General features: G+C 73.9%; 11 protein-coding genes. 5 read left to right on the forward strand and 6 right to left on the reverse strand.

Translation table 11 applies throughout. The features are described from left to right. Positions 1–41: 41 nt before the first annotated feature. The 3 genes from OG594_RS16965 to OG594_RS16975 all read right to left on the reverse strand — a co-directional run bounded on the left by OG594_RS16965 (position 42) and on the right by OG594_RS16975 (position 5,898). Entirely contained in the window at positions 42–1,349 is a 1,308-nt protein-coding gene (locus tag OG594_RS16965; RefSeq protein WP_266599688.1) for a GAF domain-containing protein, read from the reverse strand. Between the two features lie 214 nt (positions 1,350–1,563). Further along, positions 1,564–2,841 (reverse strand): SWF or SNF family helicase, encoded by a 1,278-nt coding sequence (locus OG594_RS16970; RefSeq protein ID WP_266599689.1) that lies wholly within the window; start codon positions 2,839–2,841, stop codon positions 1,564–1,566. A 3-nt stretch (positions 2,842–2,844) separates the two neighbouring features. Then, positions 2,845–5,898 carry a DEAD/DEAH box helicase gene (locus tag OG594_RS16975; protein ID WP_266599691.1) on the reverse strand — a complete coding sequence of 1,018 codons (3,054 nt, stop codon included), beginning with the start codon at positions 5,896–5,898 and terminating at the stop codon, positions 2,845–2,847. 185 nt (positions 5,899–6,083) lie between these two features. Between OG594_RS16975 and OG594_RS16980 the strand changes: the two genes are divergently transcribed. Further along, positions 6,084–6,266, forward strand: coding sequence for a hypothetical protein (locus tag OG594_RS16980; protein ID WP_202202783.1), 183 nt, complete (start codon positions 6,084–6,086; stop codon positions 6,264–6,266). A gap of 151 nt (positions 6,267–6,417) precedes the next feature. Here OG594_RS16980 and OG594_RS16985 read toward each other — a convergent pair whose 3' ends face one another. Continuing rightward, on the reverse strand, positions 6,418–7,416 hold the full coding sequence (locus OG594_RS16985; RefSeq protein ID WP_266602975.1) for a polyprenyl synthetase family protein: 999 nt from the start codon (positions 7,414–7,416) through the stop codon (positions 6,418–6,420). A 268-nt stretch (positions 7,417–7,684) separates the two neighbouring features. Then, on the reverse strand, positions 7,685–8,473 hold the full coding sequence (locus OG594_RS16990; RefSeq protein WP_266599695.1) for a hypothetical protein: 789 nt from the start codon (positions 8,471–8,473) through the stop codon (positions 7,685–7,687). A gap of 132 nt (positions 8,474–8,605) precedes the next feature. Between OG594_RS16990 and OG594_RS16995 the strand changes: the two genes are divergently transcribed. After that, on the forward strand, positions 8,606–9,523 hold the full coding sequence (locus OG594_RS16995; RefSeq protein ID WP_266602977.1) for an oxygenase MpaB family protein: 918 nt from the start codon (positions 8,606–8,608) through the stop codon (positions 9,521–9,523). A 50-nt stretch (positions 9,524–9,573) separates the two neighbouring features. On the opposite strand, the gene OG594_RS17000 is transcribed toward OG594_RS16995, so the two are convergent. Further along, positions 9,574–10,173, reverse strand: coding sequence for a class I SAM-dependent methyltransferase (locus tag OG594_RS17000; protein WP_266599697.1), 600 nt, complete (start codon positions 10,171–10,173; stop codon positions 9,574–9,576). A 185-nt stretch (positions 10,174–10,358) separates the two neighbouring features. Here OG594_RS17000 and OG594_RS17005 point away from each other — a divergent pair, with 185 nt between their 5' ends. The 3 genes from OG594_RS17005 to OG594_RS17015 all read left to right on the forward strand — a co-directional run bounded on the left by OG594_RS17005 (position 10,359) and on the right by OG594_RS17015 (position 14,346). Further along, a complete protein-coding gene (locus OG594_RS17005) occupies positions 10,359–11,138 on the forward strand; it encodes an MHYT domain-containing protein (protein WP_266602979.1) in 780 nt (259 codons plus the stop codon). Between the two features lie 167 nt (positions 11,139–11,305). Then, the gene (locus tag OG594_RS17010) at positions 11,306–13,903 is read left to right on the forward strand and encodes a nitrate- and nitrite sensing domain-containing protein (RefSeq protein WP_266599699.1); all 2,598 of its coding nucleotides are present in this window, start codon (positions 11,306–11,308) and stop codon (positions 13,901–13,903) included. Continuing rightward, the gene (locus tag OG594_RS17015; protein WP_266599701.1) at positions 13,903–14,346 is read left to right on the forward strand and encodes a roadblock/LC7 domain-containing protein; all 444 of its coding nucleotides are present in this window, start codon (positions 13,903–13,905) and stop codon (positions 14,344–14,346) included. Before OG594_RS17010 ends, OG594_RS17015 begins: the two co-directional genes overlap by 1 nt. Positions 14,347–14,358: the final 12 nt, after the last annotated feature.

A 14,358-nucleotide genomic window follows, 5' to 3' on the forward strand; every position in this document is an offset into this window, starting at 1 on the left:
TGCCGGGCGCCGACCGCCGTCGGACAGCGCTCGGGTCGAGGCTAGGAGCGGGCAGGTTGCGGATACGTTGCACGCCGCCGTCCGCCGGGGCCCGGGCGCGCGCCGAGCTCCCGGTCCAGGGCGTGCACGCGGGCCAGCGCGGCCGGCCGGCGCTCGGGGGGCAGCGCGGCCGCCAGCGCCCGCCACGCCTGCGGGTCGTCCGCGCCCCACGGGTTGCACACCCAGTCCGTCAGCAGTCCGACATCCGCCCGCGCGATCACGGCAGCCCGCGCCTGGTCCTCGATCCGGCGCCGCAGCCGGACGATGCCGGGCGCGGTGGAGCCGGGCAGCAGGGGGCCGGGGTAGTGGTGGAGGGCCGCGGACACCGCACCGGCGGCCAATTGCCGTGTCAGGACGGTGAAATCCGCGTCCAGCGGACCGGCCGTGCGATACGGGCGCGAAAGCGGCGCCGACGGCCCCAGCAGGGCGCGCAGCCGGGAGATCTCGGCGCGCAACGTCACCGGTGACACCGACTCGTCCTCGTACAGGGCGATCGCCAACTCCTCGCCGGACAAGCCCTCGGGATGGTGCGCGAGCAGCGCCATGATCTCACTGTGCCGCCGCCCGAGCCGGAGCTTGCGACCGGCGGTGACCAGCAGTGCCTCGTCCTGGCCGAGGGCGGCGAGGGTGTCCCCGGCGACCGGCGCATCCGGTTCGAACAGGGTCAACTGGGCTTCCGCCGCCCGGGCCACTGCCCGTACGAAGCCGAGGGAGTGCGGGTGGGCCAGGCCGTCGCCCCCGGTGATGTCCACCGCGCCCAGGAGCGTGCCCGTCCGGGGGTCCCGCACCGGGGCCGCCGCGCAGGTCCACGGGTGGACCCGGCGGCTGAAGTGCTCGGCCCGGAAGACCTGCACGGGCTCGCCCGTCGCGACCGCCGTCCCGGGTGCGTTGGTCCCCATCGCCGACTCCGCCCAGCGCGCGCCCGGGACGAAGCCGAGGCCCTCGGCCCTCCGTAAGGTTCCCGGTTCGCCCTCCACCCACAGGAGGCTGCCCCGCGCGTCGCACACGGCCAGCAGGTGCGCCCCGTGCGCGGCGAACGCCCCCACGAGATCCCGGAACAGCGGCATCACCCGGGCCAGCGGATGCTCCTCGCGGTACGAGCGCAGCTCCGCCTCCGCGAGCTCCACCCGGGGTGCGCACTCCGGGCTGAGGCGGGCCCGCGCGCACCGCCGCCAGGACCGCGCGATGACCGCCCGGACCGGGCCCTCGACCCGCCCGTCCCGGGTGAACGCGGCATGGGCCCGCCGTAGTTCGCGCGTGCGCGCAGCCGGATCGGCCCCGCCCGCTAGCGCCACCGACGGATCGCCCATGTCACCCTCCCGAGGTGCTGCGGTACGGAGCAGCGCAGCTGCCGAACTGCCGAACTATCGAACTACCGAGCTGCCGAACTGTCGAACTGCGGAATGACCGAGCTACGGCGCCACGGAGCTGCGGAGCGTCCCCATCGTCGTCCCGGTACCGGGTCCCGGCAAGCCGTACGTCGGCCAGGGCGCCGGCGGTACGCGGCCCGCGCGGGCCGAAACCTCATGGGGCGGGATCGGCCTCCAGCGCCGAGGCCGGGTCCGGGGCGGAGGGCCCCGACGGGATCCACCGACCCGCCTCGCGGCGGTACGGCCACCAGCGCCCCTCCCGGCCCAGCCGGAGCTGGCGGTCGGTGCCCGCCTCCGTCCAGCGGGCGCGGACCCGGCGGAGCACCGGAGCCCCCTCGTCCGCCCAGGCCGCGGCCAGGGCCGACCCGGCACGGGCCAGTTCGCTCCGGCCCGGCGTCCAGTCGTCCCCCAGCGCCGCCAGGCCCGGGGCCGCGCCGAAGCCCCAGGCGCGTACGGCCAGTTCCATCTCGGCCCGGCTGCGCCCGGTAGCCGCCGCCAGGCGGGAGCGGATCCGGACGTCACCGGCCTGCGCGGCGAGGCGTACGGCGTCTTCGGCGCGCGTGAGCGGAGCCGCCGGGGCACGATGGGCGTGTCCCGGAGCCAGCGCCTCTGCGAGCCGCCGATGTGCCTCGGCCGCGGCTGCCTGCGCCAGGAACTCCACCGCGTCCACGTCGAGTCCCGTGTGCGCTTCGGTCTCCGTGTCCAGCGTCGGAGGATGGCCCGGCGCCTGTGGCAGCTCCGGCGGCGGCGGCAGGGCCGCAAGGGCAGCGCCCGCCGCGAAGACCTCCGCCGCCGGAACACCCTCGTCGGTGGGCGCGGGCGGAGCGGCTGCGGCTGTGGCTGCGTCCGATTTCGCTTCCGCCGTGCTCCGCTCCGCCAGTTCGGCCACCAGCTCGCGCTCGCCCCGGCCCCGCAGGAGCAGCAGTACGAACGGGTCCTGGTCCAGCAGCCGGGCCACCTGGTAGCAGAGCGCGGCCGTGTGCGGGCAGTGGTCCCACTCGCCGCAGTCGCAGCGCGGGTCGAGGTCTCCGATGCCGGGCAGCAGCTCCACCCCGGCCGCGGCCGCGTCCTCGGCGAGTTCCGGCGGCACCTCCCGGTCGAGCAGCGCCGCGATGTGCCCGGCCTCCGCTGCGGCCAGATCCAGCAGGCGGTCCCATTCGGCTTCCGTGAACTCCTGTACCAGCACGTCCGTCCGGTGCGCCGTCCCGTCCGGATCGCGCACCACCGCGGTGAGCCCGCCGGGGCGCACCGACACCGCGCCGACGGAGCCCGCGCGCGCGTACCGGCGACCCTGCTTGACCTGCGTCCCGTCGAGCGCGCTGTCCTCCAGGGCGCGCAGCCAGGCATGGCCCCACCAGGTGTGGGCGAAGCCGCGGCCGCGGGTGGGAGCCACGGCCGGGAAGGTCTTCTCGTACGGGTCTCGGGTGTTCATCGCTCACTCCCCGCGCGCGGTCGGGCGCAGCGCCACGAGCTCGGCCAGTTCGGCATCGGTCAGTTCGGTCAGCGCGCCCTCGCCGCCCGCGAGGACGGCGTCGGCCAGTGCGCGTTTGCGCGCCAGGAGCTCGGCGATGCGCTCCTCTACGGTGCCTTCGGCGGTGATCCGGTGGACCTGTACGGGCTGGGTCTGGCCGATGCGGTAGGCGCGGTCGGTGGCCTGTTCCTCGACGGCCGGGTTCCACCAACGGTCGAAGTGGATGACGTGCCCGGCCCGGGTGAGGTTCAGCCCGGTGCCCGCCGCCTTCAGGGACAGCAGGAAGACGGGGACCTCGCCCGCCTGGAAGCGGTCGACGAGCTCCTCGCGGTGCGGCACCGGCGTCCCGCCGTGCAGGAACTGCGAGGCGATCCCGCGGCCGGCCAGGTGCTTCTCCAAGATCCTGGCCATCGCCACGTACTGGGTGAAGACCAGTACCGAGCCGCCCTCGGCCAGGATCGTGTCGAGGAGTTCGTCGAGCAGCTCCAGCTTTCCGGAGCGGGCGCCGCCGTCGCCGGCCTCCTTGGCGCCGCGTTCCGCCGGGCCGTGCTCCCGCAGGTAGTGGGCCGGATGGTTGCAGATCTGCTTGAGGGAGGTCAGCAGCTTGACCACCAGACCGCGCCGCTCCATCCCGTCCGCCTCCGAGATCGCGGCGAGGGTTTCGCGTACGACCGCCTCGTAGAGCGAGGTCTGTTCGCGGCTGAGGGTGACGGTGTGGTCGGTCTCGGTCTTCGGCGGCAGCTCGGGTGCGATGCCGGGGTCGGACTTCTTGCGGCGCAGCAGGAACGGCCGGACGAGTGCGGAGAGTCGCGCGGCGGCCTGCGGGTCGCGGCCGCTCTCGACGGGGTCGGCGTAGCGGGATCGGAAGGTGCCGAGGCGGCCGAGGATCCCGGGCGTGGTCCAGTCGAGGACGGCCCACAGCTCGGCGAGGTCGTTCTCGACGGGGGTGCCGGTCAGGGCCACGCGGGCCGGGGCCGGGATGGTGCGCAGGGCCTTGGCGGTGGCCGAACGGGGGTTCTTGACGTGCTGGGCCTCGTCGGCCACGACCATGCCCCAGCGGACGGCGGCTAGTTCGGGCGCGTGCAGGCGCATGGTGCCGTAGGTGGTGAGGACGAACCCGCCGGTGAGCCCGGTGAGCCCGGTGAGCCCGGTGAGCCCGGCGAGGCTGCGGTCCGGGCCGTGGAAGCGGCGTACGGGGGTGCCGGGGGCGAACTTCTCGATCTCCCGCTGCCAGTTGCCCAGCAGCGAGGCCGGGCACACGACCAGGGTCGGTCCGGCCGTGGCGATGGCGGGGTCGGTGCCGGCGCCGGGCGCCGGGGGTCGGTTGCGGTGCAGGTGGAGCGCGATGAGGGTGACGGTCTTGCCGAGGCCCATGTCGTCGGCGAGGCAGGCGCCGAGGCCGAGCGAGGTCATCCGGTCCAGCCAGCGCAGACCGCGCAGCTGGTAGTCGCGCAGGGTGGCCCGCAGCTCCGACGGCGCGCCGGGGGCGTCGGGAGCCCCGGGAGCCTCCTGCGGGTCGGTGGCGAGGCGCGCGCGCAGCCCCTCCAGCGGACCGGTGGCCTCTACGTCGACCCGCTTGCCGTCGATCTCCGCCGACCCGGTGAGTACGGCGGCCAGCGCGTCCGCGGCCGCGATCGTACGGTCCTGGCGGGCGCGGGCCCGGTGGGCTTCGGCGGGATCGACCAGGACCCATTGGTCGCGCAGCCGGACCAGGGGGCGCTTCGCTTCGGCGAGACGGTCGAGTTCGGCGCGGGTGAGATCGCCCTGGTCGCCGAGGGCGTGGCGCCAGCTGAAGGAGAGCAGGACGCCGGGGGAGAGCAGCCCCGAGGGGCGGGCGCTCGCGGTGGTGTCGTCGGGGGAGCCGAGGACGGCTCGGGCGTTCAGGTCGCGCAGGAGCCCGCGCGGCCAGTGCACCTGGACCCCGTCGGCGGCCAGGGTGGTGGCGGCTTCGCCGAGCAGCTCCGTGACCTCCTCGTCGGCGAGTTCGACCGCGTCTGGGACGGCCGCGCCCAGCAGCGGGGTGAGTGGGGGCCACAGCCGGGAGGCGCGGCGCAGGGCGCGGAGGGCGTCCATCCGGGCGCTCGGGGGGAAGGCGGCCGCGGCGGCACCGGAACCGGCCCAGACGTCGGCGGCATCGGCGACGAGGGCGGTGTCGGACAGGCTGTGCAGCTGCAGGACGGCTCGGAAGGCGGGGGCGGCTTCGGGGCGCTGCGCCGCGGCCGCGTCGAGGACCCCGTCGAGGACCTGGTCGAGGACCCCTTCGAGTTCGATCCGCAGGGAGATCCGGACTCCGGCGTCATGGCCGGCGGCCACCTCGGCGGCCCATCCGCGCAGCTCGGGGTGGAGCTGCGGCGGGCGGTCGGCGTAGGCGGGGCCACCGGCGACCACGGGGGCGGCGGGGGAGCGGGGGAGGGTGTCGGCGACGGCGTCGAGGAAGGCCCGCAGGAGCGGTTCGGGCGAGGGCAGCCGGGGCGGCGCCCCGTCGGCGTTCAGCGGGACGCAACGGGCGGCGGGCGGCATGGCGGCGGCCAGTTCCCGGACCTCGTCGAGGTCGTCGGCCCCGAGCGGCCCGATCCGCCACGCGTCGTGGCCGGTGGGGCTCAGCCCGGGCAGGAGCTGCCCGCGCGCGGCGAAGCGCAGGGCGAGCAGCGCGGCGGCGCCCCAGAACACCGTGGCGCGGTCGTCGGTTCCGTCGGCCGGGCCGCCAGTTCCGTCGGCAGGGTCGCCGGGACCCGCCTCGGCCGCCGCGGCCCGGGCGCGGGTGAGCAGGGGCAGGGCTTCGTCCACGGACAGGACGCGCGCGGCCACGGTGGCCCGGCGGAGGTCGGGGGTGATGACCGGGAGCTCCTCCAAGCCGCCCTCGTGGGACGGGGCATCGGCATCGGCGTCGACCCCGGCAGGGGCGCCGGGCGACGCGTCGGCGGTCCGCCAGAGGGCGATGCGGCCGTTGCGCGGCGGGTCGGCGGGGAGGAAGACGGCGGAGTGGTGGTGGATGAGGCCGGAGATCTCGAAGAGCACGCATTCCTCAAATTTGACTACCGAGTACGGGGTGGCCGAGGTTATCCCATCGAAGGTGTCCGACGACGGGGGCGCGACCGTGACCCGGGTCACTTCGAAGACCGTTCGGGTGTAGGGGAACGCGCGGTCGCGACGGCGCGTTGAGCGGGGTAGTGGTGGTCGACGGCAGGAGGAGGTGTCCGCAGATGTCCACGAGCGGAAAGATCGCGGTTGCCGGAGTCGTGGCAGCCATCGTGCTGTTCTGGACCGTGGGGTTCTGGGCCGGGCTGCTGGTCCTGATCGGCGTGCCGGTCGCCGCGTACCTCCTGCTGGACTCCTCCCAGCGGCGTCGTCTGCGGGGTATATCCAGGAAGCAGATCGGCCGCTGACCGCGGCCGCCGCGCGCTGACCCGGCAGGGCGGCCGGGCTCCGGCTTCGGTGCGGAGCCCGGCGGGCACGGCCGCGGGGCGGGACTCGGGCGCGTACCCGCTCGGTGGCGCTGACGCCCGAGAGATGTGGCCCGCCCGGGCGGCGGCCGGGTCAGGCGGCGCCGCTCACGACGGCCGGGGCGAGCTCCGCTTCGAGCAGCATCTGGGACGCGTGGTCCACGAGGTGTCGGAGTACCGGCAAGTAGGTCTCGTCGCCGCCCAGTTCGTCCAGGATTCGGTACCCCTCGGCGCGGAACGCGTCGATCTCCGCCCGGTACCGGTCGAGAGCGGTGGGCGTTCGCAGCAGTGCCTCCAGTTCAGCTCGGGCGTGATGCGAGCGCCCGGCGGTGGCGCACAGGCCCAGGACGTGCTCCCGGGAATCGGGCGAGGCGTCCTCGATGACGGAGGCGAGGAGATAGGTGACCGTACCGTTGAGCAGGTCCTCGTTGCGGCCGGACAGGATGTCTTCCTGGTCGTTGAATATTTGCCAAAGGATGCCGAAGACGTAGCCGAATTCACGCCACAGCTCCACCTTCTCGGCCGTTGTTCCGGAGAATATCGCGGCCATTGCGGTGATCATTCCGAACGGCGCACCGGACTTGCCGCGGTACGTCTCGACCACCGATTTCCGCGAGGCGGTGCAGACGTCCCCGCGCATGTCGTCGATCTGTCCGTCGACGCCGATGATCCAGCCGTTCAGGATCTCGGTTATCAGCGCGCTGCGCGACGATTCCGGGAGGTCCTGCGAGAGGAGGATCTGGATGGGGAGCGAGTTCCCCGTGATGACGGATGCGAGCAGCGCTTCGTTCTCGGTGAGCTCGCCGGAGATGGAGGCGCCGTTGGCGTCCGCCAGGTCGTCGAGATAGCAGGCCGAGGTCCACCACAGCAGGTGGACGGCGGACAGCGGAATGGCCGGCTTCGGATTGCCGGTCTCTATGGCGTGCGTGAGGAGCGGCAGCACCGAGAGGGGATGTCTCAGTTTGCGGTGCTCCAAGAGCTTGGCCACTGAGTTCCTGGTCGTGCTCGCCAGTGGGCCGAGCCGCTCCAGCGCGGTGTCGATCTCCGCGTCGATGTCCTGCGAGACTTCCCGGTGCAGGTCCAGGTAGGACATGGAATTCAAGAATGGCCTCCGTCGTGGAATGGGCCGCAGGTGCGGGGTACGCGCCTTTGAGCCGCTTGACTGGCCGATTCGATCATTCCGGAGGAAGGGGATCCAGAGCGATTTTCAGTCTCGGTGGCCGATTCTTTTCGGTTGTGACGAGCTGTGACGGTCCTCGCCCTGAGGCCGGCCGCCGACGGACCGCCCGGTATGGGGCCACCATCGGGCTGCGGCTGCGGCTGCGGCTGCCGTCACCGCTGTTGCCCGCTGCGGCTCGTGTTCACGACGGGCGGACCGCGATGCGGTCCAGTGCCGTCAGCAGGTCCGGCAGGTCCAGCTGGTCCGCGTCTCCCTCGTGGGGGACCGTGAGCACCTCGCTCGGCTCCTCGTCCAGCAGGACGAAGGCCGCCTCGCCGGTACGCGCCACGAGCGACCAGCCGGGCCCGTCCACCCGCAGCGTCCGGGCCCCCTCGCCGGCGAACGAGGACCGCACCCGGCCGGGCGGTGGCGGGGTCTTCGTGTACGCCACGGCCTCCTCCAGTGCCCGTGCGAGCCCGGGGTGTGCGGCGGCAGCCGCCCCGCCGTCCGTGGCCACGCGCTCCCGCCAGTCCGCCCACTCCCGCGCGATCTGGTCCGCGCCCATCCGTCGCTGCACCGGACCCCATGCGTCCGCCGAGGGCGGGGCGAGCGGGACCCGCCCCGTACCGTCCGCTCCTTGCTCGGGATCGTGGGGCTCCGGGATTCCCGACGCGGCCACCGACAGCTCCAGTGGCCAGCCCGCCAGCGAGACCACGATCGTCCGCTCGTCGGGGGACAGGTCGTACTCCATCCCGCAGTCCCAGGAGGCGATGGCCGTCGCGACGAGCGAGACGTCGTCCACGACGACCGTCCAGCGCGCGCCCTCCTCGTCCTGGCCGAGCACCAGCCCGTAGCCCTCCCCGTTCGGCGCCACGCCCAGCAGGGAGCAGGCTTCGGGGAAGTCGTCGCCCAGGATGCTGGGGAACTGTGCGGGGGTCAGCAGCACAGCGGTCAGCACGTACAGCGAGCCGCCACCCTCGTCGTCGGACACCTGGCCTCCTGGTAGCTCTCTCGTCGGCGCACCTTAACCAGCGGGTAACCCGCCCGTCGAGAGCTTGCGGGATACGATTTCCAAGGCTGCTACCTGCACGTAGAGTTGGGGACCCGCCACAGAAAGGGACACCTGGTGCAGCGTTACGATCGGCTGAGGGAGATCCTCCGTCTTGATCCCGACAAGGATTTTCTCGCCATCTACCGGCTCACCGCCACCTACGAGTTCCCCTGGGACTTCAGCCGCGCCCTGGAACTCGCCCTGTTCCGGACCTATGCCGTCCCGAGCATCGGCGGCCTGCTGGCCGAGACGGCCGAGTTCACCGACCGGACCCAAAAGCGCTACGACGACACCGCACTGCTCCTGGACGCGGTCGTCGAGCACGGTTTCGAGAGCGACACCGCGCGCACCGCCATCCGCCGTGTCAACCAGATGCACCGCAGCTACGACATCTCGAACGAGGACATGCGGTACGTCCTGTGCACCTTCGTGGTGATTCCGGCACGCTGGCTGGACGCCTACGGCTGGCGTCCGCTGACCCACCACGAGCGCCGGGCCTGCGCGAACTACTACGCCACCCTCGGCCGCCACCTGGGCATCACGGACGTCCCGAGCTCCTACGAGGAGTTCGAAACCACCCTCAACGCCTACGAACAGGCACATTTCGGCTGGGACGAAGGAGCCCGCAAGGTCGCCGACTCCACCCTCGACCTCATGGCCTCCTGGTACCCGGCGCCTGTCGCCCCCGCCGTGCGGCGCGCGAGCCTCGCCCTCCTCGACGAGTCACTGCTGGACGCCTTCCGGTACGAGACCCCCCGCGCCCCGGTCCGGCGCCTCGTCCAGGGCGCCCTGTGGCTGCGCGGCCGCGCGGTACGGCTCCTGCCCCCGCGTCGAGCCCCCCACTACGCCCGCCAGAACCCGGAGATCAAGGGCTATCCGGACGGCTACGACGTGGGTGAGCTCGGCACCTTCCCCGTGCCCGGCTCGGGCGGCTGCCCCGTTCCGCACCCCCGCCGGCCCGCCGGAGCCGAGGCCCAGCCTCCGGCCTGATCCCGGGCACCTCCGCGGACCCCGGGCGCGTGGCCGACGTACGAACGTCTTCAGGGGCGACGTACGGCCAGCGCCAGGAAACGGTCGTCGTCATCGACGTACGAGACCATGTTCCAGCCCGAACCGGTCAGCAGCGGGCCGAGGTTGTGCTCGGCCCGCATGTCCTGCGGTGTCAGCTCGCGACCGTGACGTGCGGCGAGGGCCGCTCGCCCGATCGGGTGGAAGAGCGCGAGCCCGCCACCGGGGCGGACCACCCGGGCTAGCTCGCGCAGGTTCGCCGCCGGGTCGGGCAGGTGGGCGATGAGTCCGGCGGCGAACACCGCGTCGAGCACCTCGTCGCGCAGCGGCAGCCGGGCCACGTCGGCGAGCAGCAGGGCGCCCTCGGCGTCCCGCCCCGCCCGCCGCGCGGCGGCCAGCATCTGCGGGGTGAGGTCCACCCCGAGCACGGTCCCGGACGGTCCGACGGCGGACCGCAGAGCGGTCATGGCCCGCCCGGTGCCGCAGCCCGCGTCGAGCACGCGGTCCCCGGGCCGCAGTCCGAACTCGGTCACGGCGGTGGTGAACGCGGGCCCGTCCCCGGGAAACTTGCGGTCCCAGTCGGCCGCACGCGCCCCGAAGAACTCCTGCACGTGTGTGTGGTCTTCGCTCATGCGCCCATGATCCCCCACGGGCAGTCGCCCGCGTGCCCGCGCGCCTGCGGACCGTGCGCAAGCTGGCACGTGGTGTGATCGAAGATGAACGTAGCTCTGTCATATTCCAGCAGTTCCAGCTGCTTTCGAAATGCGCCCCCTGTTCGCGCCCTCACCCGGACTAGCGTCCCGTGGCCATGGGACACCTGGGACATCTGGACCACGCCGCCTACGGCTGGCTGACACCCGCGCTGTCATACGTGATGGCATCGATCGGCGCCGCCCTCGGGCTGCGCTGCACCGTCCGGGCCCTCGCCACGACCGGGGCCTCCCGCCGCAACTGGCTCCTCACCGCGGCCTCCGCCATCGGCACCGGCATCTGGACCATGCACTTCGTCGCGATGCTCGGCTTCGAGGTCACGGGAACCGAGATCCACTACGACGTGCCCCTCACGATCCTCAGCCTGCTCGTCGCCGTGCTGGTCGTCGGCGCCGGAGTCTTCGCCGTCGGGTACGGCAAGGAGCGCGGCCGGTCCCTCGTACTGGGCGGCCTGACCACCGGACTCGGCGTCGCCAGCATGCACTACCTGGGCATGGCGGCCCTGCGTCTGCACGGCGACGTCTCCTACGACCCGCTCGCCGTCGGACTCTCCGTCGCCATCGCCGTGATCGCGGCGACCGCCGCCCTGTGGGCCGCGCTCAACATCAAGGCACCCGTGGCGGTCGCCGTCGCCTCCCTCGTCATGGGCGCCGCCGTCAGCAGCATGCACTACACGGGGATGATGGCCGTCGCCGTCAGGGTCAGCCCCTCGGACGCGGCCCTGCCCGGCGCCACGGCCATGCAGTTCATCTTCCCGCTCGCCGTCGGGCTGGGCTCCTACCTGTTCATCACCGCCGCCTTCATCGCGCTCTCCCCGACGGTCGACGAACGCGCCGCCTCCGCCTCGGCGCAGCACCTGGGGGAGCGCACCGCAGCCGCCCACTGACCGCGCACCGCAGGCCCGTGGAACGGGCCGACCCGGCGGCACCGCACCGCCGCGTACCGGCCATCACCCGCTGCTGCACCACCCCTCCTCTCAGCATCACCCGCCCCGCCCCTTCGCCCCACACCCGCCACACCGCACCCGTAGGCACCGCCCGGAACGAGGAACCCATGCGAACACCCCGCAGAAGACCGGAAGCAGCGGCGCCGCGGATGCCCGCGCCCCCGGCACGCGGCCGCCGGGCCCACGCCGGGCCGCCGGCCGAGGAACCGGTAGAGCTCCGGGGCCACCGGCCCGACCCGCCCGCCGCGCGCGCGAGCGGATCCCGGCCGCGGTTGCGGCTGCGCCCGGCCACCGTCCGCGCGAAGATCGTCTCGCTGCTGATGGTCCCGGTCGTCTCGCTCCTCGCCCTCTGGGCCTTCGCCACCGTCAACACCGCCCAGGACGTGGCCCGGCTCAGCCGCGTCCACCAGGTCGACACCGAGGTACGCACGCCCGTCGTCGCGGCCGTCACCGAACTCCAGGCCGAACGGCGCGCCGCCGTCCGTCTGCTCGCGGACCCCGCCTCCGACCAGGGCGCCCTGGACCAGCAGGCCCGCCGGACCGACGCCGCCGTACAGCGGCTGCGGCTCGGTGACCAGCACACGGTCGCCGACTCCGGCGCCTACCGATCCGACGTCGTGGTCCGGCTGGAGGCGTTCGTCGCCGCGGCCGAAGGCCTGGGTGCGTCGCGCAAGGACATCACCGACCGCCGGGCCACCCCCGAGGCGGCCTACACCATCTACACCCGCGTGGTCGACTCCGCCTTCGCCGTCGGCGGCGCCCTGACCGGCGGGGAGAAGGCCGAACTCGGCCCCGACGCCCGGGTCCTGCTCGAGTTCTCGCGCGCCGCGGAACTGCTGTCCCGGGAGGACGCGCTGCTCGCCGCCCCCGGCCCGCGCACGGCCGAAACGCTTCGGCAGCTGACCGGCGCCGTCGAGTCCCGCCGCGCGCTCACGGACGCCGCCGCCCGCGACCTCCCCGCCGACCAGCAGGCCGTCTGGGAGTCCGCCGCCAAGAGCGCCGCCTACGCCGACCTCACCGGCGCCGAGGACCGGGCGCTGGCCGCGGGCACCTCCAAGGAGAGCCGCGGAGTGCCCGCCGGATGGGAGGCCGCCCACAACGCCATCGCCTCCTCGATGAGGGAGGTCGAGGCGGCCGCACGGGCCGCGGCCGCCGACCGGGCCGACCCGTTCACCGAAGGGGCGCTGACCCCGGCCGGGGCCGCCGTGCTGCTGGGCCTGGCGGCCGTCGCCGCCTCCCTCGTCATCTCGGTCCGGATCGGCCGGGTGCTGGTCGTCGAACTCGTCTCGCTGCGCAACACCGCCCTGGAGATCGCCCACCGCAAACTCCCGCATGCGATGGAACGGCTGCGCGCCGGCCAGGAGATCGACGTCGCCGCCGAGACCCCGCCCGGGCCGCCGGCCGAGGACGAGATCACCCAGGTCGGCGAGGCCCTCGGCACCGTCCACCGGGCCGCGCTCAGCGCCGCCGTCGAACGGGCGGAACTCGCCGACGGGATCTCCGGCGTCTTCGTCAACCTCGCCCGCCGCAGCCAGGTCCTCGTACACCGGCAGCTCACCCTGCTCGACTCGATGGAGCGGCGCGCCGACGACCCGAACGAGCTCGGTGACCTCTTCCGCCTCGACCACCTGACCACCCGGATGCGCCGGCACGCGGAAAGCCTGATCATCCTCTCGGGTGCCGCCCCGGGCCGGGCCTGGCGGATGCCCGTCCCCCTCACGAACGTCGTGCGGGCCGCCGTCTCCGAGATCGAGGACTACCCGCGGATCGAGGTCCGGCAGCTCGCGGAAGCCGCCGTGGTCGGGGGCGCCGTCGCCGACCTCACCCACCTGCTCGCCGAACTCATCGAGAACGCCGCCCAGTTCTCCCCGCCGCACACCAAGGTCCGGGTCAGCGGCGAGCCCGTCGGCACCGGCTACGTCCTGGAGGTCGAGGACCGCGGACTCGGCATGGGCCCCGAATCCCTCGGCGACGCCAACCGCCGCATCGAGCAGTCCGAGTCCCTCGACCTCTTCGACAGCGACCGGCTCGGGCTCTTCGTGGTCAGTCGCCTCGCGGCCCGCCACGGAGTGAAGGTGCACCTGCGCACGTCGCCCTACGGCGGTACCACGGCGGTGGTGCTCCTGCCGAACTCCATGCTCCAGGGCGCGATCACGGCCGGAGCCCCCGCCTCCGCCTCGGCCTCCGCCTCGGCCTCCGCCTCCGCCTCCGCCTCCGCCGACGGCAAGGCCCCGGAATCCGGCCCTGCGCCCCGCCCGGAGCCGTCGACTGCCGCTCCGGCACCGAAGGCGGTCGCGGGGGCCGAACGGCCACCCGCCATGACCGTCGTACGGGAGGACGCGCAGTCCGGGGCTCCGGCCCCGGCCCCGGCTCCGGCCCCGAACCCCGTGCGCGAGGAGCCGCGCCCGGCCCCGGTGGCCTCGCTCCGGCCGCGCGCCCTCGGCGGGGCGGACGCCCGTACCCAGGCGGCCGCAGCGCCCGCGGCCTCGGTGACGGAGCTGCCGCGCCGGGTGCGCCAGGCCAGTCTCGTCCCGCAGCTTCGGGAGGCCCCCGCCCCGAAGGCCCCGGCCGCATCACGTCTGCCCGAGGAGCCGTCGGGCCGCAGCCCGGAGCAGGCCCGGGACCGGATGGCGGCCTACCGGGCCGGCTGGGTCCGCGGCGCCCAGGAGAACTCCCCTCACGAAGGCAGCGAAGGAGAAGTGTGATGATCGAACACCAAAGGATCGACCTCGACGGCGGCCGCAGATCCGGCGAACTGGACTGGTTGCTCGACGACCTGGTGCTCCGGGTGCGCGAGGTCCGGCACGCCGTGGTCCTCTCCAACGACGGCCTGGCGGTCGGCGCCTCCAGCGCGCTCAGCCGGGAGGACGCCGAGCACCTGGCCGCGGTGGCCTCCGGCTTCCACAGCCTGGCCAAGGGCGCGGGCCGGCACTTCCACGCCGGGGGAGTGCGCCAGACGATGGTCGAGATGGACGAGGGCTTCCTCTTCGTAGCGGCCGCCGGCGACGGTTCCTGCCTGGCCGTCCTCAGTGCCGCCCATGCCGATATCGGCCTGATCGCCTACGAGATGGCCCGGTTGGTGAAGCGGGTGGGCGAGCACCTCTACACCCCGCCCCGGTTCGCGGCGCGCCCGCCGGCCGCCGGCTGAGGGCGGCGGTCC

The organism is Streptomyces sp. NBC_01214, from assembly GCF_026340975.1.
Taxonomy (GTDB): domain Bacteria; phylum Actinomycetota; class Actinomycetes; order Streptomycetales; family Streptomycetaceae; genus Streptomyces.